1 protein-coding gene (cut by a window edge) is annotated in these 24,339 nt (G+C 71.3%); it reads left to right on the top strand.

The features are described from left to right. Window positions 1-77 precede the first annotated feature (77 nt). A protein-coding gene (locus ACSAMQ_RS00595) for a non-ribosomal peptide synthase/polyketide synthase (protein WP_435393767.1) crosses the window boundary here: on the top strand, window positions 78-24,339 show its 5' portion. It continues 3,578 nt past the right edge of the window; only the first 24,262 of its 27,840 coding nucleotides appear in the window; it begins with the start codon at window positions 78-80; its stop codon lies beyond the right edge, outside the window.

Here is a 24,339-nt window from a genome sequence, read left to right as displayed (position 1 = left end):
GCCCGGCCGGTCCGCCGCGGCGGCGCCGCGAACGAAACGACATTCCCTCGCTCCATCTTCAGCACACCGGTGAGTTCATGAGCAAGGTAAATCCGCGCCCCCTGTCGGCACCGCAGTCGGAAATGTGGTTCGCGCAGGCGTTCGATCCGGACAACGCGTACTACGACACGCGCGGTTACGTCGACATACGCGGGCCGCTCGACGTCGAGGCTTTGAGCCGCGCTGTCGACGCCTTCGCCGCCGAGGCCGATACCCTGCGCCTGCGCTTCGAGCACGGCGTCGACGGGCCGCTGCAATGGATCGGCGAGAGCCGCGGTTCGCTGCTGCAGGTCGTCGACTTGTCGAGCCATGCCGACCCGGTCGCCGCCGCGCACGCGCACATGCTCGCCGATGCCAGCCGCGTCTACGACCTCGCCGCGCCCCCGTCCGCTCGAACCCCGTCCACTCCAACCCTGTTCACCCAGATCCTGTTCAAGCTGGGCCCGGCCCATCACCAGTGGTACCAGCGCTACCACCACATCGTCATGGACGGCTACGGTTATTCGCTGGCCACCGCGCGCATCAGCGAGCGCTACAACGCCCTGCGCCACGGCCTGGAACCGGCCGGCGGCGAAATCGCCAGCGTGATGGAGTTGGTCGAGGAAGACCTGCGTTACCGGCAGTCCGAGCGCCATGCCAAGGACGCGCAGCATTGGCAAGACTATCTGCGCGACGCGCCCGAACGGGTGGGCCTCGACGGTCGCGTGCCGAGGCCTTCGGCACGCTTCCATCGCCGCAGCAGCGCGATCCCGCAGGCCCTGGTCGATCGCTTGTCCGAAGCCGAGCAGCGCATCGGGGTGAAATGGCCGCAGTTGGTGACCGCCGCGGTCGCCGCCTATCTGCAGCGGATCGCCGGGCGCGAGGAGATGCTGTTCGATTTCCCGGTCGCCGGCCGTTCCAGACTGGCCCGCGGCATTCCCGGCACCGTCGCCAACGTGCTGCCGCTGCGCCTGTCGTTCGCCGCCACCGCCACGCTGCAGGAATTGGCCAGCGCGAGCGGTCGCGAAATCGGCAAGAGCCTGCGCCACCAGAGCTATCGCGGAAAGGACATCCTGCAGGCGCTCGCCGACGGCGGCCAGCAACGCTGCTTCGGCCCGCGCATCAACATCATTCCCTTCGACTATGCCTTCGATTTCGACGGTCAGCCCGGCATCCTGCATTCGCTGGCCAACGGCGTGGTCAACGACGTCGCGGTGAACCTGGAAGGCCAGATCGGCCGCGACGGCTGCCTGCTGCATTTCGACGGCAACGCCGAGAGCTACGACGAGGACGAGATCGCCGCCCATTTGCGGCGCCTGCTGGCCTTCGTCGGCGCCGCGGCGGCCGACCCGCACCGCCCGCTCGCCTCGATCGAGCTGCTCGACGATACCGAGCGCCAGCGCCTGCTGCTGGACTGGAACGACACCGCCCGCGAGATCGAGCCCGAATCGGTCGCGGCCGCGTTCGAGCGCCAGGCCCGCGCTACCCCGGACGCCATCGCCGTCGTCGGCGAGGACGGCGCGCTCAGCTACGCCGAACTCGACCGCCGCGCCGACGCCCTCGCCCATGCGCTGCTGCAACGCGGCGCGACGGCCGAACGCGGCATTGGTCTGTTGCTGCGCCGATCCGCGGACCTAGTCGTCGCCGTGCTGGGCGTGCTCAAGACCGGCGCCTACTACGTGCCGCTGCACGAGCAGCACCCCGACGAACGCCTGGCCCGGGTGCTGGCCGAGACCGACGCGACGGTGCTGATCGCCGACGCCAGCCTCGATGCGCGCGCCCTGGCGCATCCGAACGTGCTGCGTCTGGACCTTCTGGGGGTGGATGGAGCCGGTTTCGCCGGGCACTGCGAACCCATCGACCGCCGCCTGATCCAGACCGACATCCATCCCGAACAGCTCGCCTATGCGATGTTCACCTCGGGCTCGACCGGCGTGCCGAAGGGCGTCGGCGTGCGCCAGCGCGACATCGTCGAGCTCGCCCGCGACCGCCGTTTCGGCGAGGGGCACGAGGTCGTGCTGCTGCATTCGACCCACGCCTTCGATGCCTCGACCTACGAGCTGTGGGTGCCGTTGTTGAACGGCGGCCGCATCGTGGTGGCGCCGGCCGAAGCGGTCGACGGCCACGATTTCCAGCGCCTGATCGAGCGCTTCGGCGTACGCAGCCTGTGGCTGACCGCCGGCCTGTTCCACGAATTCGCCGAATCGGCGCCGCAGCTGTTCGCCTCGCTGCGGCAAGTCTGGGCCGGCGGCGACATGCTCTCGGCCGATGCGATCCGTCGCCTGCAGGCGCGGCATCCGCAGTTGCGCATCGTCAACGGCTACGGCCCGACCGAAACCACCACCTTCGCCCTGACCAGCGTGATCCCGGCGCTGGCGGCCGAGGCCGAGCGTGTGCCGATCGGCGCGCCGCTCGACAATATGCGCGTCTACGTGCTCGACGCCGCGTTGCGGCCGGTGCCGGTCGGCGTGGCCGGCGAACTCTACATCGCCGGCAGCGGCTTGGCCCGCGGGTATCTGCATCGCCCTGCGCTGAGCGCCGAGCGCTTCGTCGCCAATCCGTTCGAGCACGGCCAACGCATGTATCGCTCCGGCGACCGCGTGCGCTGGCGCGGCGACGGCCAGATCGATTATCTCGGCCGCGCCGACCAGCAGGTCAAGCTGCGCGGCTTCCGCATCGAACTCGGCGAGATCGAAACCGCCCTGGCCCGCGCCGGCTACGCGCAAAACGCAGTGATCCTGCGCGAAGACCGGCCCGGCCAGCCGCAACTGGTCGCCTATGTGGTCGCCGACGCGGTCGACGCCGCCGCCCTGCGCGACGGCCTCGCCGGGCGCCTGCCCGAATACATGCTGCCGAGCGCCATCGTCGCGATGCCGGCCTTGCCGCTGACCGGCAACGGCAAGCTCGACCGCAAGGCCTTGCCGGCGCCGGAGCTCGATGCCCGCCCCCATCGCGAACCGCGCGACGAACGCGAACGCGCGCTGTGCGAATTGTTCGCCCAGGTACTGGGCCTGGAGCGCGTAGGCATCGACGATCATTTCTTCGCCCTCGGCGGTCACTCCCTGCTCGCCGCTCGCCTGATCGGCCGGGTCCGTACCGCGCTCGGGGTCGAACTCAGCCTGCGCCAGGTGTTCGAGGCGCCGACGGTCGAGGCCCTGGCCCGGCGTCTGAGCGAAAGCGCCCCGGCGCGGCCGGCGCTGAGCGCGCAACCGCGTCCATCGCCGTTGCCGCTGTCGTTCGCCCAGCAACGGCTGTGGTTCCTGCACCAGTTCGAGGGCCCCAGTCCGACCTACAACATCCCGCTGGCCCTGCGCCTGGACGGCGAGCTCGACCGCGATGCGCTGCGCCTGGCGATCGCCGATCTGCTCGACCGCCACGAGAGCCTGCGCACCGTGTTTCCGCACGGCGACGCGCCGCAGCAGCGCGTGCTCGATGCCGCGACAGCGCCGTTCGAACTCGTCGATTGCGACGACGCCGGGCTCGACGAGGCGCTGGCCCGCGCGGCGGGCCATGGCTTCGACCTGAGCCGCGAGATCCCGCTGCGCGCGAGCCTGTTCCAGCTCGCCCCGCAACGCCAGGTCCTGCTCTTGCTGATGCATCACATCGCCGCCGACGGCGCCTCGCTGGCGCCGCTGGCCGAGGACCTGGCCCAGGCCTATGCCGCTCGCTGCCAGGGCCACGCGCCGCAGTGGGCGCCGCTGCCGCTGCAATACGCCGACTACAGCCTGTGGCAGCGCCGCCTGCTCGGCGACGCCGGCGACGCGGCCAGCCTGGCCGCGCGCCAACTCGCTCACTGGAGCGAAGCCCTGGCCGATCTGCCGGAACGGATCGAACTGCCTACCGATCGACCGCCGCCGCAGGCCCCGAGCCATCGCGGCCGCAGCCTGCGCTTCGCCATAAACGGCGAGGTGCATGCGGCCCTGCTCGACTTGGCCCGGCGCCAGGGCGCGAGCCTGTTCATGCTGCTGCAGGCCGCGCTCGCCGCGACCCTGAGCCGGCTCGGCGCCGGCACCGATATCGCCATCGGCACCCCGGCGATCGGCCGCGACGACCCGGCGCTGGAGCGCCTGGTCGGCATGTTCGTCAACACCCTGGTGCTGCGCACCGACACCTCCGGCAACCCGAGCTTCGCGACGCTGATCGAGCGCGTGCGCCGCTTCGATCTGGCCGCCTACGCGCAGCAGGATTTGCCGTTCGAACAATTGGTCGATGCGCTCAACCCGGTGCGCAGCCTCGGCCATCACCCCTTGTTCCAGGTGATGCTGTCGCTGCAGGCGGCCGCGCCCGCGTTGCCGGCCTTGCCCGGCCTGCGCAGCGAACTGCTGGCGTTCGACGCGCCGGTGGCCAAGTTCGATCTCAGCTTCGATTTCACCGAACACCACGTTGGCGACGGCGCTACGCGCCTGACCGGCCTGCTCGAATACGCCACCGACCTGTTCGACGAGGCCAGCGCGCAGTGCATCGTCGACGGCCTGGTCCAGATGCTGGCGGCGATGGCCGCCGATCCGCGACAGCGCATCGGCGCGGCCGGCCTGTACGACGACGCCCAACGCCAGCGCCTGCTCGAGGGCTCGCGCGGAGAGTCGGTCGAAGTCGAAACGACCGCCCTGCCCGGCTGGTTCGAGCGCCAGGCCGCGGCCACGCCGGACGCGATCGCCCTCGTCTGCGGCGATGCCGAGCTCGACTACGCCACCCTCGAACAGCGTGCGAACCGGCTGGCCCATCTGCTGATCGCCGAAGGCGTCGGCGCCGAGAACATCGTCGCCCTGGCCCTGAACCGCTCCGTCGACAGCGTCGTAGCGATGCTGGCCGTGCTCAAGGCCGGCGCCGCCTACCTGCCGCTCGACCTCGAGCATCTCGGCCCCCGGCAACGCGACATGCTGCTCGACGCGGCGCCGACCCGGGTGCTCGCCCACGCCGACATCGCCGCCGGCCTCGACGGCGAGCTGCCGGTGCTGATCCTCGACGACGCCGCATTCCAGGCGCGCCTGCAGTCGATGCCCGCGCAGGCGCCGACCGATCCGCAACGGGTGCGCCCGCTGCATCCGCAGCACCCGGCCTATCTGATCTACACCTCCGGCTCGACCGGCCGGCCCAAGGGCGTGCTGGTCGCCCACGCCGCGCTGTCGCATCTGTTCCAGCACCAACGCAGCACCTTGTACAACGCGATTGCGCGCGACAACGACACGACCCGGGTGCGCTTCGCCCTGACCGCGACCTTCGCCTTCGACACCGCCGTCGAGGGCCTGCTGTGGATGAGCGCCGGCCATCAGTTGGAGCTGATCGACGACGACACCCGCCGCGACGGCGAGCTGTTGATCGCGCGGCTGCGCGAGCGTCGCATCCATGCGGTCGACCTGACTCCGTCGCACTTCGAGCCGCTGCGCCAGCGCGGCCTGCTCGATCCTGCGCACTGGCATCCGCGCAGCGTGATCCTCGGCGGCGAAGCCATCGCGCCGGCGCAATGGAAAGCCCTCGCCGAGCGCGACGACGTGCGCGGCTACAACGCCTACGGCCCGACCGAATACGGCGTCGATGCCGCGTTCGCCGCGGTCGAAGGGGAGGCCGCGCCCTCGGTCGGCCGCGCGATCTGGAACACCCGCGCCTACGTGCTGGACGCCTGGCTGCAGCCGGTGCCCGATGGCGTGGCCGGCGAGCTGTACCTGGCCGGCCCCGGCCTGGCCCGCGGCTATCGCGAGCGCGCCGCGCTGACCGCCGAGCGCTTCGTCGCCGACCCCTTCCATGCCGGCGAGCGCATGTACCGCAGCGGCGACCGGGCGCGACGCCGCCGAGACGGCCGCCTGGAAGTGCTCGGCCGCATCGACGAGCAAGTCAAGATCCGCGGTTTCCGCATCGAACTCGGCGAAGTGCAGGCCGCGCTCGCCGCACTCGGCCACGCCGACAACGCAGTGATCGCACGCGAGGACCGCCCCGGTCACAAGCGCTTGGTCGCCTATGTCGCCGGCGCAGCCGTCGACACCGAGAGCCTGCTGCGCCGACTGGGCGAGCGCCTGCCCGATTACCTGCGCCCGGCCGCGCTCGTCGCCCTCGACGCGCTGCCGCTGACCCGCAACGGCAAGCTCGACCGGCGCGCCCTGCCGGCGCCGAAGCTCGAGATCGCGGCGAGCGCGGCCGCGGAAACCGCGCATGAGCGCTTGCTCGCGCGCCTGTTTGCCGAGGTGCTCGGCCTGGCCGAGGTCGGCGTCGACGAAGGCTTCTTCGCTCTCGGCGGCGACAGCATCAGTTCGATCCAGTTGGTCGGCCGCGCCCGCCAGGCCGGCCTGCGCCTTAGCGCCCGCGACGTGTTCCAGCACCAGAGCGTGCGGTCGCTGGCCGCGGTCGCGACCGCACTCGACCCGGCATCGACGCCGGCGCAGCCGGCGGTCGATCCGGTCGGCGAACTGCCGGCCACGCCGATCGTGCGCGAGCTGTTCGAGCAGGACGGCCCGTTCGGGCAGTTCCAGCAGTCGATGCTGCTGCGCGTGCCGGCGCTGCGCGAGGCGCCCCTGCTGGCCGCTCTGCAAAGCCTGATCGACCATCACGACGCGTTGCGTCTGCGCGTCGACGCCGGCCCGACCCTGCGGGTCGGCGCCGCCGGCAGCGTGCAAGCGCGCGAGCTGCTGCGCCGGGTCGACATCGATATCGACGGCTTCGACGCCGCCGCGCGCAGGCGGCTCATCGAAACCGAGGCCCAGGCCGCGCAGACCCGGCTCGATCCGCACGCCGGCCGCCTGCTGCAGGCAGTCTGGTTCGACGGCGGCGAGGACTCGCGGCTGCTGCTGACCGTGCACCATCTCGCCGTCGACGGCGTGTCCTGGCGCATCCTCGTGCCCGACCTGCGCGCCGCCTGGGAGGCCTGCGCCGAGCAGCGCCCGGTGCGACTGGGGCCGGTGCCGACCTCGCTGCGGCAATGGGCGCTGGCCTTGCCGGCCGCCGCCGAACGCCGCCGCGCCGAACTGCCGTTCTGGCAGGCGATGCTCGACGGCGATGTCGCCGCGGTCGCCGCACAACCGCTCGACCCGCGACGCGACACCCTCGCCAGCCAGCGCAGCCTGCGCCTGCGCCTGGACAGCGCCAGCACGCGCCTGCTGTTGACCCGCGCGCCCGAGGCGATCCACGGCCGCGTCAACGACGTGCTGCTGACCGCCTTCGCCCTGGCCCTGGCCGCATGGCGCGGGGCGAGCCACGCGAACCCCGGCGAAGCGTCGGTGCTGTTCGACCTCGAAGGCCACGGCCGCGAGGCCGGCCTGCTCGAAGGCGCCGATCTGTCCCGCACCGTCGGCTGGTTCACCAGTCTGTTCCCGCTGCGCCTGCGCCTGCCCGAAGGCAGTGCCGACGCCGCGCTGCGCGGCGGCAAACCACTGGAACGCGCGCTCAAGTCGGTCAAGGAACAACTGCGCTCGCTGCCGGACCACGGCATCGGCTACGGCCTGTTGCGTCATCTCGACGAGGCCGGCCGCGCCGCGCTGGCCGGCCTGCCGGCGCCGCAGGTCGGCTTCAATTACCTCGGCCGGTTCGACCTCGACACGAATGCCGACGGCTTGTGGAACGCGGCCGAACCCGACCTCGCGCTCGGCAGCGGCGGCGACGCGGCGATGCCGCTCGCGCATGCGGTCGAGCTCAATGCGCTGACCCTGGCCGGCGAACACGGCCCGGAGCTGTGCGCGAACTGGAGCTGGGCCGGAGAACTGCTGCAGCAGGACGAAGTCGAGGCTTTGGCCGGGCATTGGTTCGCCGCGCTGCGCGCGATCGCCGCCCATGCCGCGGCCAGCGACACCCGCCGGCTGACTCCCTCGGACCTGGAACTGGTCGCGATCGACCAGGACAGCATCGAACGCCTGGAATCGACCCAGGCGCTGGCCGAGATACTGCCGCTGTCGCCGCTGCAACAGGGCCTGTTGTTCCACACCTTGTACGACCGCTCCGCGCCAGACGCTTATCTGACCCAGATGGTGTTCGAGCTCGACGGCCCGCTCGACGGCGACCGTCTGGAACGCGCAGCACGCGACCTGCTGGCCCGCCATCCGCACTTGCGCGCGGCCTTCGTCCACGACGGCCTCGACCAGCCCTTGCAGCTGATCCCGCAGGAATTGTCGCTGCCCTGGGAAGTGATCGACCTTCGGCCCTTGACCGCGGAACGCCGCGACAGCGAACTCGAACGCCTGCTTGCCGAGGATGCGCAACGCCCGTTCGACCCGGCGCAGTCGCCGCTGCTGCGCTTCACCCTGCTGCGCTGCGCCGGCGACCGCCACCTGCTCGCGTTCACCAGCCACCATCTGCTGCTCGACGGCTGGTCCTCGCCGATCCTCATGCGCGAGCTGTTCGCGCTGTATCGCGACGGCGCCGCGGCGGCGTTGCCGCGGCCCACGCCTTATCGCGACTACCTGCGCTGGCTCGCCGGCCGCGACGCCGGCGCCGCGCGAGAGGCCTGGCGCGCGGTCTTCGCCGACTTCGAAGAAGCGACCCGCATCGCCGCGGCGACCACCGCGGCGGTCGCGCCGGAAGTGCGCCGCTACACCGCCGACGCCGCGCTCAGCGCCCGTCTGGAGGCACAGTCGCGCCGCCTCGGCGTGACCCTGGCCAGCTTCGTCCAGGCCGCCTGGGGCCTGGTGCTGGCGCAACTGAGCCACCGCGACGACGTCGTGTTCGGCGCCACCGTGTCCGGGCGGCCGCCCGAGCTGGCCGGCGTCGAAGACATGATCGGCCTGTTCATCAACACCTTGCCGTTGCGCCTGCGACTGGATCGCAACGAGAGCGTCGGCGCCCTGTTGCAGCGTCTGCAGCAGGAACAGTCGGCCTTGCTCGACCATCAGCACCTCAGCCTGACCGAGATCCAGCAGTCGGCCGGCCATCCCGAACTGTTCGACACCCTGGTGGTGTTCGAGAACTTCCCGATCGGCGCCGACGCCACCGGTACGCTCGAGGTCGGCCCGCGACTGAGCGCGCGTTTCCACGGCCATCGCGGCGGCGACGCTTCGCACTATCCGCTCGGCCTGGTCGCGGTGCCCGGGCGCGAACTCGCGCTGAAACTGAGCTATCGCCCGGACCTGTTCGACGCGGCGGCGATCGACCGCATCGCCTCGCGCTGCCTGCTCGCGCTGGACGCCCTGGCCGGCGATCCGCAAACGAAGGTCGGCCGGATCGACCTGGTCCCGGGCGACGAACGCGCCCTGCTGCGGCAATGGAACGACACCGCCCATGCCTTTCCGGCGCGGCCGCTCCCGGCCCTGTTCGAAGCCCAGGTCGCGCGCACGCCCGACGCCGTCGCGGTGGTGTTCGAAGACCGGCGCCTGAGCTATGCCGAGCTCGACGCTCGCGCCAACCGCCTCGCTCATCGCCTGATCGCCGACGGCATCGGCCCGGAGAGCATCGTCGGCGTGGCCCTGCCCCGCTCGCTCGAACTGATCGTCGCGCTGTACGCGGTGACCAAGGCCGGTGCGGCCTATCTGCCGCTCGACACCGACTATCCGCCCGAGCGCCTGGCCTACATGATCGACCACGCCGCGCCGGTCCGGGTGCTGACCCGCTCCGATGTCGCCGCGCGCTTGCCGGCGCAGGCCGCGTTGCTGTCGCTCGACGACGCCGGGCTGCTCGCCGCGCTGGCCCAGGCCAGCGATCGGGCGCCGAGCGACGCCGATCGCGTCCGTCCGCTGGAACTCGATCACCCGGCTTACGTGATCTACACCTCCGGCTCGACCGGGCGCCCCAAGGGCGTGGTCAACTCGCATCGCGGCATCGTCAACCGCCTGGCCTGGATGCAGGCCGAGTACGGCCTGTGCGGCGACGACGCGGTGCTGCAGAAGACCCCGTCGAGCTTCGACGTGTCGGTGTGGGAGTTCTTCTGGCCGCTGCTGGAAGGCGCGCGTCTGGTGGTGGCCCGCCCCGACGGCCATCGCGACCCGGCCTATCTGGCCGCGCTGATCGAACGCGAATCGATCAGCACCGTGCATTTCGTGCCGTCGATGCTCGATGTGTTCCTGTCCGAGCTGGCCATGCGCGGCACCGACGGCGCTTCCGCCTGCGCCAGCCTGCGCCGCATCCTGTGCAGTGGCGAGGCCCTGTCGGGCGAGTTGCGCACGCGCGTACGCGACCGGATCGCGCGACCGCTGCACAACCTCTACGGCCCCACCGAGGCCGCGGTCGACGTCTCCGCCTGGGCCTGCCGCGACGACGAAAGCAGCGCGCAGGTGCCGATCGGTGCGCCGATCTGGAACACGCGCTTGCACGTGCTCGATGCCGCGCTGCGCCCGGTGCCGGTCGGCGTCGGCGGCGAGTTGTATCTGGCCGGCGTCGGCCTGGCCCGCGGCTATCTGTCGAATCCCGCGCTCACCGCCGAGCGCTTCGTCGCCGACCCTCAAGCCGGCGACGGCTCGCGCCTGTACCGCACCGGCGATCTGGCGCGCTGGCGCGACGACGGCCAGATCGAATACCTCGGCCGTATCGACCATCAGGTCAAGATCCGCGGCCTGCGCATCGAACTGGGCGAAATCGAAGCGGCGCTGGCCCAGCTCGGTTGCGGCCAGCACGCGGTAATCGCGCGCGAAGACCGCCCCGGCGACAAACGACTGGTCGCCTACGTCGCCGCCGAGGCGATCGACGTCGACGCCCTGCGCGAAGGCCTGAGCGCTCGCCTGCCCGAGTACATGCTGCCGAGCGCCTTCGTGCGCCTGGACGCGCTGCCGCTGTCGCCGAACGGCAAGCTCGACCGCAAAGCCTTGCCGGCGCCGGACTACGCGCCGCACGCGCACTCGCGCGGCCCGCGCGATGCCACCGAGGCCTTGCTGTGTGCGTTGTTCGCGCAGGTACTGGGACGCGAGCGGGTCGGCATCGACGACAGCTTCTTCGCCCTCGGCGGGCATTCGCTGCTCGCCACCCGGTTGATCGGGCGGGTGCGCGCGACCTTCGACCTGGAACTGCCGATTCGCGCCCTGTTCGAGGCGCCCACCGTGGAGGCCTTCGCCCGCCGCCTCGGCGAAGGCGGGCGCGCACGCCTGCCGCTGTCGGTGCAGGAGCGCCCGCAGCCGCTGCCGCTGTCGTTCGCTCAGCAACGCCTGTGGTTTCTGCACCAGTACGAAGGCGCCAACGCGATCTACAACCTGCCGCTGGCGCTGCGCTTGCGCGGCGAGTTGGATGCGGTCGCCCTGCACGCGGCGATCGCCGACCTGGTCGAACGCCACGAAAGCCTGCGCACCGTGTTCCCGGGCGGCGACACGCCGCAGCAGCAGGTATTGGAGAAGGTCGCGCTCGGACTGAATGCGTTCGATTGCAGCGAAGCCGACCTGCCCGAACGCCTCGCCGCGGCGGCCGCCCACGCCTTCGACCTGGAACGCGAGATTCCGTTGCGCGCCAGCCTGTTCCGGCTCGGCGCGCAGGACCACGTGCTGCTGCTGTTGCTGCACCACATCGCCGCCGACGGCGCCTCGCTGGTGCCGCTGAGCCGCGACCTCGCGCAGGCCTATGCCGCGCGTCGCGACGGCCGGGCGCCGGCCTGGGCGCCGCTGCCGGTGCAGTACGCCGACTACAGCCTGTGGCAACGGCGCGTGCTCGGCGCCGGTCCGGCCTCGGGCAGCACCCACGACGACAGCGTGTACGCGCGCCAGCTCGCCTGGTGGACCCGGCGCCTCGCCGCCCTCCCCGACCAGCTCAGCCTGCCCACGACGCGGCCGCGGCCGCAACTGGCGAGTTATCGCGGCGCCTCGCTGCCGCTGACGATCCCGGCCGATCTGCATCGTGGCCTCGCCACCCTGGCGCAGCGCGCCGGCGCGACCTTATTCATGGTGCTGCAGGCGGCGCTGGCGACCACCCTGACCCGTCTCGGCGCCGGCACCGACGTGCCGATCGGCAGCCCGGTCGCGGGCCGCACCGATGCCGCGCTCGACGACCTGGTCGGCCTGTTCCTCAACACCCTGGTGCTGCGCACCGACACCTCCGGCAACCCGTCCTTCGAGCGCCTGCTCGAACGCGTGCGCGACGCCGATCTGGCCGCCTACGAACACCAGGAGCTGCCGTTCGAACAACTGGTCGAAGCGCTCAACCCGGTCCGCTCGCTGGCCCATCACCCGCTGTTCCATGTGATGCTGGTGCTGCAGAACAATCCGCCGCCGCAAGCGGCGCTGGCCGGCCTGCATTGCGTGCCGCAGACCCTGACGCTGGCCTCGTCGAAGTTCGACCTGAGCTTCGATTTCAACGAGGCCTTCGATGGCGATGGCGCGCCCGCCGGCATCGACGGCACCCTCGAATACGCAGTGGATCTGTTCGACCACGACGACGCGCAGGCGCTGGCGCAGCGCCTGCTGCGCGTGCTGGCCGCGGTCGCCGCCGAGCCCTCGCTGCCGCTGGACCGCATCGAGCTGCTCGACGCGGGCGAGCATCGGCGCCTGCTGGTCGAGGCCAACGCCACCGCCCGCGCCCAACCGGGCCTGACCCTGCCGGCGCTGTTCGAGGCCCAGGTGCGGCGCAGCCCCGAAGCGACCGCGGCGGTCTGCGCTCAGGCGCGCCTGAGCTACGCCGAACTCGACGCCCGCGCCAACCGTCTCGCCCACCTGTTGATCGGGCATGGCATCGGTCCCGAGGACATCGTCGCGATCGCTCTGCCGCGATCGCTCGACATGCTGGTGGTCCTGCTCGCCACCCTCAAGGCCGGCGCCGCCTATCTGCCGCTGGACCCGGACTATCCGGCCGAACGCCTGGCCTACATGGTCGAAGACGCGCGTCCGGCCGCCTTGATCGGCGACACCGACACTTTGGCCTTGCTCGCCGACAGCGCGGTCGCCTTGCGCTGCTCGCTCGACGACGAGGCGCTGCATGAGCGGCTCGCCCAGGCGGACGCACGGGCGCCGCGCCAGGACCAGCGCGTGCGCGCTCTGCATCCGCGTCATCCGGCCTACGTCATCTATACCTCGGGCTCGACCGGCCGGCCCAAGGGCGTGGCGATCGAACACCGCGCGCTTGAGAACTTCCTGTGCGCGATGCAGCGCGAGCCCGGGCTCGGCGCCGGCGAGCGCCTGCTGGCGCTGACCCCGATCTCGTTCGACATCGCCGGGCTCGAGTTGTACCTGCCGCTGCTGTGCGGCGCCGAACTGCATATCGCCCCGCGCGAGATCGCCACCGACGGCGAACGCCTGCGCGAACACATTGAGGCGATCTCGCCGAGCGCGATCCAGGCCACTCCGGCGACCTGGCAGATGCTGCGCGCCGCGGGCTGGGCGCCACACGCGAGCTTGCGGGTGTTGTGCGGCGGCGAAGCGCTGCCGCCGGAGCTGGCCGAGTTCCTCGCCGCCGGTGCGGCCGCGTTGTGGAATCTGTACGGCCCCACCGAAACCACGATCTGGTCGCTCGCCGGCCGGATCGTCGCGGGCGAACCGGTGCGCATCGGCGCGCCGATCGACAACACCCGAGTGTATGTTCTCGATGCGCATCTGCGGCCGGTGCCGAGCGGGGTCGCCGGCGAACTGTACCTGGCCGGCGACGGCCTGGCGCGCGGTTACTTCCGCCGTCCCTCGCTGAGCGCCGAGCGCTTCGTCGCCGACCCGTTCGCGGCCGGCGAGCGCATGTACCGCACCGGCGACCTAGCCCGCTGGGGACGCGACGGCCGCCTGGATTTCCTCGGCCGCGTCGACCATCAGGTCAAGATCCGCGGCTTCCGCATCGAACTGGGCGAGATCGAAGCGGCGCTGGCCCAGCTCGGCCACCCGCGCAACGTGGTGGTCGCGCGCGACGACCGCGATGGCCTCAAGCGGCTGGTCGCCTATGCCGTCGGCGCCAGCCTCGACAGCGGCGCGCTGCGCCAGGCCCTGGCCCAGCGCCTGCCCGACTACATGCTGCCCTCGGCCTTCGTCGCCCTGGATGCGCTGCCGCTGACGCCGAACGGCAAGGTCGACCGCAAGGCCCTGCCGGAACCGGGCGAAGGCGACCGCGGCGCCGAAACCTATCGCGCCCCGCAGACACCGCCACAGCAGCTGCTATGCGAGTTGTTCGGCGAGGTGCTCGGGGTCGAACGGGTCGGCCTGGACGATCATTTCTTCGGCCTCGGCGGGCATTCCCTGCTCGCCACCCGCCTGGTCAGCCGGATCCGCGCCGCGCTCGGCGTCGAACTGCCCCTGCGCGCCCTGTTCGAGGCTCCGACCGTGGCGAGCCTCGCCGCGCGTTTGCCCGACGCCGAGTCGGCCCGCCCGGCGCTGCGGCCGCAGGCGCGTCCGGCCTTGCTGCCGTTGTCGTATGCGCAGCGCCGGCTGTGGTTCATCCAGAAGTTCGAACAGCACGCCGCCGGCGACGCCGGCGCCGCCTACAACATCCCGATGCCGCTGCGCCTGTCGGGCCGGCTCGACCTCGACGCCCTGCGCGCCGCGCTCGGCGATCTGGTCGAGCGCCACGAAAGCCTGCGCACGATCTTCCCGGAAGCCGACGGGACGCCGTATCAGCAGGTGCTGTCGCTCGATGAGCACGCGCCGCAGTGGACCCTGATCGAAGCCGACGAGCAGTCCCTGCTCGAGCGACTGCACGCCGAGGCCATGCACGTGTTCGACCTGGCCCGCGAGACGCCGCTGCGCTGCAGCCTGTTCCGTCTCGGCGAGCAGGAACACGTGCTGCTGGTGGTGCTGCACCACATCGCCGGCGACGGCTCGTCGCTGGCTCCGTTGGCCCGCGACCTCGGCCGCGCCTATGCCGCGCGCCTGCAGGGCCGAGCGCCGGACTGGGCGCCGCTGCCGGTGCAGTACGCCGACTACACCCTGTGGCAACAACGCCTGCTCGGCAGCGAACAGGACCCCGACAGCCTGATCTCGCGGCAATTCGGTTACTGGAAAGCCCAATTGGCCGATCTGCCCGAGCGCATCGAGCTGCCGACCGACCGGCCGCGTCCGCTGGTCGCCAGCTACCGTGGCCGCCAGTGGGCGCTGAGCATCGATGCCGAATTGCACGCGCGTCTGCTGGCACTGGCGCATCGCCACGAGGCGAGCTTGTTCATGGTGCTGCAGGCCGGCCTCGCGGCGTTGTTGCACCGGCTCGGCGCCGGCGACGACATCGCCCTCGGCAGCGCCATCGCCGGGCGCAACGACCAGGCCCTCGACGATCTGGTCGGCTTCTTCGTCAACACCCTGGTGCTGCGCGCCGACGTTTCCGGGCAGCCGAGCTTCGAAACCCTGCTCGGCCGGATCCGCGCCACCGCGCTCGCCGCCTACACCCACCAGGATGCGCCGTTCGAGCGCCTGGTCGAATTGCTCAACCCGACCCGTTCGACCGCGCACCACCCCCTGTTCCAGGTCGGCATGGTCCTGCAGAACGTGGCCGAGGCCGAGCTGCGCCTGCCCGGCCTGACCGTGTCGATGCACCCCGCGGATTTCCGCAGCGCCAAGTTCGACCTGTTCTTCAACCTCGGCGAGCGCCTCGCCGCCGACGGCGTGCCGGCCGGCCTCGACGGCGTCATCGAATACGCCACCGACCTGTTCGACGAAGCCTCGATCGAACGCCTGTGGCGACGCCTGCTGCGCCTGCTCGACGCCGCCGCGCGCGAGCCGCAGCGCCGCATCGCCGCGATCGACCTGCTCGACCGCGACGAACGCCAGCGCCTGCTCGGCGACTGGAGCCATGCGACACCGAGCGATACGAACAACGCCATCGCCGACGCCACCGTCCCGGCCCTGTTCGCGCATCGAGTCGCACGCGACCCCGATGCGCCGGCGCTGCTGTTCGGCGACAGTTGCCTGAGCTACGCCGAACTCGACCGCCGCGCCAATCGTTTCGCGCATGCGCTGATCGCCCAGGGCATCGGCCGCGAGGACCGCGTCGCCATCGCTCTGCCGCGTTCGCCGGAAATGGTCGTCGCCGTGCTCGGCATCCTCAAGGCCGGCGCCGCCTATTTGCCGCTGGACCCGGATTATCCGCCCGAACGCCTGGCCTACATGCTCGCCGACGCGAAACCCGCGCGCCTGATCAGCCGCCGCGAGATCGAAGCGCGGCTGCCCGAGCACGGCGTACCGAGCTGGCTGCTGGACCTGCCGGAAACCGTGCAGACCCTGGCCGCGCAAGCGACGGATGCGCCGCGGCTCGCCGCCGCATCGCCGGCCGATGCCGCCTACGTCATCTATACCTCCGGTTCGACCGGACGGCCCAAGGGCGTGGTCGTCACCCACGCCGGCGTGCCGAGCCTGCTCGCCAGCCAGGTCGCCGCGTTCGAGGTTGGCCCGGGTTCGCGCGTGCTGCAGTTCGCTTCGCTGAGCTTCGACGCCGCGTTCTGGGAGCTGTGCATGGCGCTGCTCTCGGGTGCGGCGCTGGTGGTCGCCGAGGCCGACCGACTGTTGCCGGGCGAGGCCCTGGTCGAGACGCTGCGGCGTCATCGCGTGACCCATGCGACTCTGCCCCCGGCGGCGCTGTCGGTGCTCGGCGCCGATGCGCTCGCGAGCTGCAGCGACCTGATCGTCGCCGGCGAGGCCTGCGCGCCGCAGTTGGTGAAGACCTGGTCGCAGGGCCGGCGCATGACCAATGCCTACGGACCCACCGAAACCACGGTATGCGCGACCATGAGCGCGCCGCTGGCCGGCGCGACCTCGCCGCCGATCGGTACGCCGATCTTCGGCGCCCGGGTGTACCTGCTCGATGCCGGCCTGCAGCCGGTGCCGGTCGGCGTGCCCGGCGAGCTGTACCTGGCCGGCAGGGGCCTGGCGCGCGGCTATCTGCATCGCCCGGCGCTCAGCGCTGAACGCTTCGTCGCCGACCCCTACGTCGCCGGCGAGCGCATGTACCGCAGCGGCGACCTGGCGCGCTGGCGCGGCGACGGCCAGCTCGAATTCATCGGCCGGGTCGATCACCAGGTCAAGCTGCGCGGGTTCCGCGTCGAACTGGGCGAGATCGAGGAGGTGCTGCAACGCCACGCCGCGGTCGCGCAATCCATCGTGGTTGCGCGCGAAGACGTGCCCGGCCACAAGCAACTGGTCGCCTACGTGGTGCTGGAGCACGAGCGCGAGGGCGATCGCGATCAAGGCCGGGAGTCGCGCCTGATCGGCGAGTGGGAAACCATCTACGAAAGCCTGTACGGCGAAGCGCCGCCGCAGGCGGTCGAGTTCGGCGAGAACTTCCACGGCTGGAACAGCAGCTACGACGGCTCCGGGATCGCCCTGGAGCAGATGCGCGAATGGCGCGCGGCCACGGTCGAGCGCATTCTCGAATTGCAGCCGCGGCGCGTGCTCGAGATCGGCGTCGGCAGCGGCCTGATCCTGTCGCAGGTGGCCCCCCACGTCGAGGCCTACCATGGCACCGACCTGTCGGCCGCGACCATCGAGCGCCTGCGCGGCGAGATCGCGCAGCAGGCGCACTTGGCCGGCAAGGTCGAGTTGCACGCGCGGCCGGCGCACGAGATGCAAGGGCTCGGCGACAGCCTGGCGAACGAGGGCCAAGCCGGCCACTTCGATACCATCGTAATCAACTCGGTGCTGCAGTACTTCCCGAACGGCGACTACCTGGAGGAAGTGGTCCGCCAGGCGATGCAACTGCTGACGCCGGGCGGCGCGCTGTTCCTCGGCGACGTGCGCAACCTGCACCTGCAACGCAGTTTCGCCACCGCGATCCAGTTGCACCAGGCCGATGCCGACACCGATGCGGCGACGCTGCATCGTCGCATCGAGCAGATCCTGCTGGCCGAGAAAGAACTGCTGGTCGCACCGGAATTCTTCAGTCAGCTGCCGCAGCGCCTGGACAGTATCGCCGCGGTCGACATCCAGACCAAGCGCAGCGCCTACGGCAACGAACTCAGCCGCCACCGCTACGAAGTGGTGTTGCGCAAGGGCCCTGTGCCGCTGCGCTCGCTGGCCTCGGCGCCGGTGCTGCAATGGGGCCGGGACGTCGACGGGATCGATGCCGTCGCCGTGCACCTGCACGACCGGCAGCCGGCCGTCCTGCGCCTGCGCGGCGTGCCCAACGATCATCTGCAGCCCGAACTCGATGCGCTGCAAACGCTGGCCTCGGGCGCGCCCATTGCGCAGGTGCGCGCGCGATTGATCGCCGCCGGCAGCGCCATCGATGCAGTCAGCGAGGGCCTGGTGCGACTCGGACGCGACCTCGGCTATCGGGTCGCGACGACCTGGTCCGGCGGCGCCGTCGGCGACGGGCTGGACCTACTGTTCGTCCACGACGCATCGCAGGCCGCCTGGACCGACCTGTACCTGCCAAGCGCGCCGCGCGACTTCGCCGCCTGCACCAACAACCCGGCCAGCTTCGACCAGTTCAGCGACCTGCGCCGCCATGTCGCCGCGCAGTTGCCCGACTACATGCAGCCGGTGATGGTGCTGCTGCCGGCGATGCCGCTGACCCCGAACGGCAAGATCGACCGCAAAGCCTTGCCGGCGCCGGATTTCACCCCGACCCATCACCGCGCCGCGCGCAACGACCGCGAGCAGGTCCTGGCCGAGCTCTACGCCGAAGTGCTGGGCCTGCCGCGGGTCAGCATCGACGACAGCTTCTTCGACCTCGGCGGCGACAGCATCATTTCGATCCAGTTGGTCAGCCAGGCGCGCAAGGCCGGGCTGCTCATCACCCCGCGCGACGTATTCCAGCACCAGAGCGTCGCCGCCCTGGCCCTGATCGCGCGCGAGGCCGACGAAGCCGCGCCGGCGCTGCTCGACGAGCCGATCGGCGAACTGCCGGCGCTGCCGATCCTGCGCTGGTTCCTCGAGCGGGAGGTCGCGCTCGACGGTTTCAACCAGTCGGTGCTGCTGCGGGTGCCGGCCGGTCTCGCCGAAGCCGAGCTGCGCGAAGCGCTGGCGGCCCTGCTCGATCATCACGATGCGCTGCGCCTGCGCCTGGACCGCGACGCCGCCGAGGCCTGGCGCCTGCAGGTGCCCGAACCCGGCAGCGTCGACCCCGCGGCCTGCCTGCGCCGCATCGACATCGTCGGCCTCGACGACACTGCGCTCAAAGCCCGCATCGACGCGGCCGCGGCCGAATCGGCGCAGGCCCTGTCCTGCGAACGCGGCGATCTGCTGCGCGCGGTCTGGTTCGACGCCGGCGACGGCGGCCGGCTGCTGCTGACCATCCATCACCTCGCCGTCGACGGCGTGTCCTGGCGCATCCTGATTCCGGATTTGCGCGAAGCGATCGAGGCCATCCAGGCCGGCAAAACGCCGCGCTTCGCCCCGCGCAGCCACTCGCTGCGCGCCTGGTCGCAGCAGTTGTTCGACGATGCGCATTCGCCGCAACGTCTGGCCGAACTGCCGCATTGGCAGGCCGTGGCCGAGGCTGTCGATCCGCCGCTCTCGCCGGTCGCGCTCGACCCCGTCCGCGATACCGGCGCGAACTGCGAACATCTCAGTCTGAGCCTGCCGAGCGAGGTCACCAGCGCCTTGCTGACCAGCGTGCCGGCTCGCTTCCACGCCCGCATCAACGACGTATTGCTGAGCGGTTTCGCCCTGGCGGTCGGCGATTGGCGCCGCCGCCACAGCGGCGCGGCGGTCGATTCGCTGCTGCTGGACCTGGAAGGCCACGGCCGCGAAAGCGAGCGCAACGGCCTGGACCTGTCGCGCACGGTCGGCTGGTTCACCAGCCTGTATCCGCTGCGGCTGAGCTTCGACGAGATCGACCTGGAACGCGCCTTCGCCGCCGACGGCGAACTCGAACGCCTGGTCAAGCGGGTCAAGGAACAACTGCGCGCGGTGCCCGATAACGGCCTCGGCTATGGCCTGTTGCGTCATCTCAATGCCGATACCGGCGCCGTGCTCGCCGCACGACCGGCCGCGCAGATCAGCTTCAACTACCTCGGCCGCTTCGGCGTGTCCGAAACCCGCGACTGGGAACAGGCCGAGGAGGAAGCCGCCAACCACGGCGGCGATGCGATGCCGATCGCGCACGCGATCGAGCTCAACGCGCTGACCCGGGACCGCGCCGGCGGCCCCGAATTCATCGCCACCTGGTCGTGGCCGCGGGCCTTGTTCGACCGCGCCCAGATCGCCGACTTGGCCGAAACCTATGCGCGCGCCCTGCGTGCGCTGGTCGCGCTGCTCGAACGCGAGGACGCCGGCGGCCTGACCCCGTCCGACCTGCCCCTGGTCGCGCTCGACCAGACCATCATCGAAACCCTGGAACGCGGCCACGGCGGCGCCCACACCGTCGCCGACGTGCTGCCGCTGACCCCGTTGCAGCAAGGCCTGATGTTCCATGCGCTGTACGACCACGACGGGCCCGACCCTTACGTGGTGCAGGTGCATTTCGATCTCGACGGCCCGCTCGACGAGGCGCGCTTGCGCCAGGCCGCGCAACGGCTGATGCAGCGTCATCCGCACCTGGGTGCGGCCTTCGTCCACCGCGGGCTGGCGACGCCGGTGCAGCTGATCCCACGGCAGGCGCCGCTGGATTGGCGCCGGGTCGATCTCGATCGACTGCCGGCCGCGCAACGCGAAGCCGCCGCCGCGGACATCGGCGAAGCCGAACACCTGCGCCGCTTCGAGCTCGATCGCGCGCCGCTGCTGCGCTTCACCTTGATCCGCCTCGGCCAGACGCAGCATCGCCTGCTGATCACCAACCACCACATCCTGCTGGACGGTTGGTCGCTGCCGGTCCTGGTGCAGGAATTGTTCGCGCTGTACGGCGGCGCCGAGCTGCCGCGCGCCACTCCTTATCGCGACTATCTGGCCTGGCTGGGCCAGCGCGATCCGGCCGCGGCCGAACAGGCCTGGCGCGAGGTCCTCGCCGACATCGACGAACCGACCCTGTTGCTGCCGTCGCGCCCGGCCGCATCCGGCGAGCAATCGCACCACGCCCTCGATCTGCCCGAGCCGCTGTCGCGCACCCTCGCGCAGTTGGCGCGCCGCCATGGCCTGACCTTGAACACCCTGGTCCAGGGCGCCTGGGCGCTGCTGCTCGGACGCATGCTCGGTCGCGACGATATCGTGCTGGGCACCACCGTATCGGCGCGTCCGCCGGAGCTGCGCGACGTCGCCCAGATGATCGGGCTGTTCATCAACACCGTACCCTCGCGCGTGCGCCTGCACGCCGGCCAGAGCTTCATCGACCTGCTGCTGCAACTGCAGGCGCAACAGGCCGGGCTGATCGAGCACCAGCACCTCAACCTGTCCGAGCTGCAGCGCCTGGCCGGCTTCGAGCGCCTGTTCGACAGCCTGTACGTGTTCGAGAACTATCCGATCGACCACAACGGTCTGGAGTCCGCGCTCGGCGAGCTGCGCATCAGCGGTTTCCACAGCAGCGACGCCACCCATTACCCGCTGAGCCTGCTGGTTACCCCGGGCGCCCGCCTGTCGTTCCGCTTCAACTACGACCCGGCCCGTTTCGACGCGCTCAGCATCGAACGCCTGGCCGAACGCCTGTCGCGCCTGCTCGACGCGGTCGCCGCGCACCCGCAACGCGCTCTGGAGCAGTTCGACCTGCTCGACGACCGCGAGCGCCGTCGTGTGCTCTACGACTGGAACGGCAACGAAGTCGAGCTGCCCGTGCAGACCGTGCCGCAGTGGTTCCAGCAACGCGTCGCCGCCGCGCCCGAGGCAGTCGCCGTGGTCTGCGCCGGCCACGAGTACAGCTACGCCGAACTCAACCGCCGCGCCAACCGCTGCGCGCATGCGCTGATCGCCCACGGCGTCGGCCCCGAGGACCGCATCGCCATCGCCGTGCCGCGCTCGCTCGACACCGTGGTCGCGGTACTCGGCATTCTCAAGGCCGGCGCCGCCTACCTGCCGCTCGACGCCGATCATCCGGCCGAACGCCTGGCCTGGACCCTCGCCGATGCGCGTCCGCGCAAGGTCGTCGCCACCCGCGCCAGCGCCGCGCGCCTGCCGGCCGATGCCGAGCTGTTGCTGATCGACGACGAGCACGGCTTCGCCGGCGAGCTCGCGCATGCGCCGAGCCACGATCCGGACGACCGCGAACGCATGCGCGCGCTCGATCCGCGCCACCCGGCCTACGTCATCTACACCTCCGGTTCGACCGGGCGGCCGAAGGGCGTAATCGTCACCCACGCCGGCATCCCCAGTCTGACTCACAGCCAGATCGAACGCTTCGGCCTCGACCCGAACAGCCGCGTGCTGCAGTTCGCCTCGATGAGCTTCGACGCCGCGGCGATGGAAATGCTGATGTGTTTCGCCGCCGGCGCGACCCTGGTATTGCCGCCGCCGGGCCTGCTGCTCGGCGATGCGCTCGCCCGCACCCTCGACGAACAGCGCATCAGCCACACCCTGATTCCGCCGAGCGCGCTGAGCAGTCTCGACCCGGACGCTCAGAGCTGGCCGGCCACCCTGATCGTCGGCGGCGAAGCCTGCCCGCCGCACGTCGCCGCGGCCTGGTCGGCCGGGCGGCGCCTGGTCAATGCCTACGGCCCGACCGAGATCACCATTTGCGCGGCGATGAGCGGCGTGTTGTCGCCGGCTTCGCTGGCCGGCGCGGCACCGCCGCTCGGCACGCCGATCGCCAACACCCGCTTGTACGTGCTCGACGCCATGCTGCGTCCGGTGCCGGCGGGCGTGGCCGGCGAGTTGTACATCGCCGGCGCCGGCCTGGCCCGCGGTTACCTCGATCGCCCGGGCTTGAGCGCCGAGCGTTTCGTCGCCGACCCGTTCGTGATCGGCGAGCGCATGTACCGCAGCGGCGACCGTGCCCGTTGGCGCGAAGACGGCCAGCTCGACTATCTCGGCCGCGCCGACCAGCAGGTCAAGCTGCGCGGTTTCCGCATCGAACTGGGCGAAATCGAAGCGGCGCTGGCGCAGTGCGGCCATGCCGGCAATGCGGTGATCGTGCGCGAGGACCGGCCGGGGCATCCGCTGCTGGTCGCGTATCTGGTCACTCACGAGGCGATCGACGAAGACGGCCTGCGCCGCCGCCTCGGCGAGCGCCTGCCCGAGTACATGGTGCCGTCGGCCTTCGTCGCCCTGCCTGCGCTGCCGCTGACCGCCAACGGCAGCAAGCTCGACCGCAAGGCCCTGCCGGCACCTGAATTCGCCGCGCAACCCGCCTCGCGCGGCCCGCGCGACGCGGCCGAAGCGATCCTGTGCGCACTGTACGCCGAGGTGCTCGGCCTGGAACGGGTCGGCGTCGGCGACAGCTTCTTCGCCCTCGGCGGCCACTCCTTGCTCGCGACCCGGTTGATCGGCCGCATCCGCGCGACCTTCGACGTCGAGTTGTCGATCCGCACCCTGTTCGACACGCCGACCGTGGAAGCGCTGGCGCGCGCCCTGCCCTCGGGCGGCGGCCGTCGTGCGCCGCTGATCGCGCAGCCGCGACCGCAGCGCCTGCCGCTGTCGTTCGCCCAGCAGCGCCTGTGGTTCCTGCACCAGTTCGAAGGCCCGAGCGCGACCTACAACATCCCGCTGGCCCTGCACCTGGACGGCGACCTCGACCGCGATGCCTTGCGCGCCGCGCTCGCCGACCTGGTCGCGCGTCACGAGAGCCTGCGCACGATTTTTCCCGCGGCTACGGTCGCCGGCGAAGCGCCGAACCAGTGCGTGCTCGCCGAAGCCGAAGCGCCGCTCGCGATCACGAGCAGCGACGAGCGACGCCTGCGCGCCGATCTGTCGCAGGCGGCCGCGCACGCTTTCGACCTCAGCCGCGAACTGCCCCTGCGCGCGCATCTGTTCGCGATCGCACCGCAGCGGCAGGTGCTGCTGTTGCTGCTGCACCACATCGCCGGCGACGGCGCCTCGCTGGCGCCGCTGGCGCGCGATCTGGCCCAGGCCTATGCCGCGCGCCTGCGCGGCCGCGCCCCGGACTGGGCGCCGCTGCCGGTGCAGTACGCCGACTTCAGCCTGTGGCAACGCCAGGTGCTCGGCGACGAGCGCGATGCCGGCAGCCTGCTCGCCCGGCAGACCGAGTACTGGCAGCGCACGCTGGCCGATCTGCCGGAACTGATCGCCCTGCCGAGCGATCGGCCGCGGCCGCCGACCTCGAGCTATCGCGGCGGCCATCTGTCCTTGCCGCTCGACGCCGCCCTGCACGCGCGCCTGGCCGCGCTCGCCGCACGCCACGGCGCGACTGTGTTCATGGTCCTGCAGGCCGCGCTCGCCGCGACCCTGAGCCGGCTCGGCGCCGGCGACGACATCGCCATCGGTACGCCGGTCGCCGGCCGCTCCGACGCCGCCCTCGACGACCTGGTCGGTGTGTTCCTCAATACCCTGGTGCTGCGCAACGACACCTCCGGCAACCCGAGCTTCGCGGCCTTGCTCGGCCGCGTGCGCGAGACCGACCTAGCCGCCTACGAACACCAGGATCTGCCGTTCGAGCGCCTGGTCGACGCGATCAAGCCGGTGCGTTCGATGGCCCATCACCCGCTGTTCCAGGTGATGCTGTCGCTGCAGAACCACGCCCAGGCCGAGCTGGAGTTGCCCGGCCTGCGCA

The organism is Lysobacter sp. 1R34A, from assembly GCF_051217035.1.
GTDB lineage: Bacteria > Pseudomonadota > Gammaproteobacteria > Xanthomonadales > Xanthomonadaceae > Lysobacter.
The sequence above is the reverse complement of the archived record's forward strand: the minus strand, read 5'-3'. Positions and strand labels throughout refer to the sequence as shown.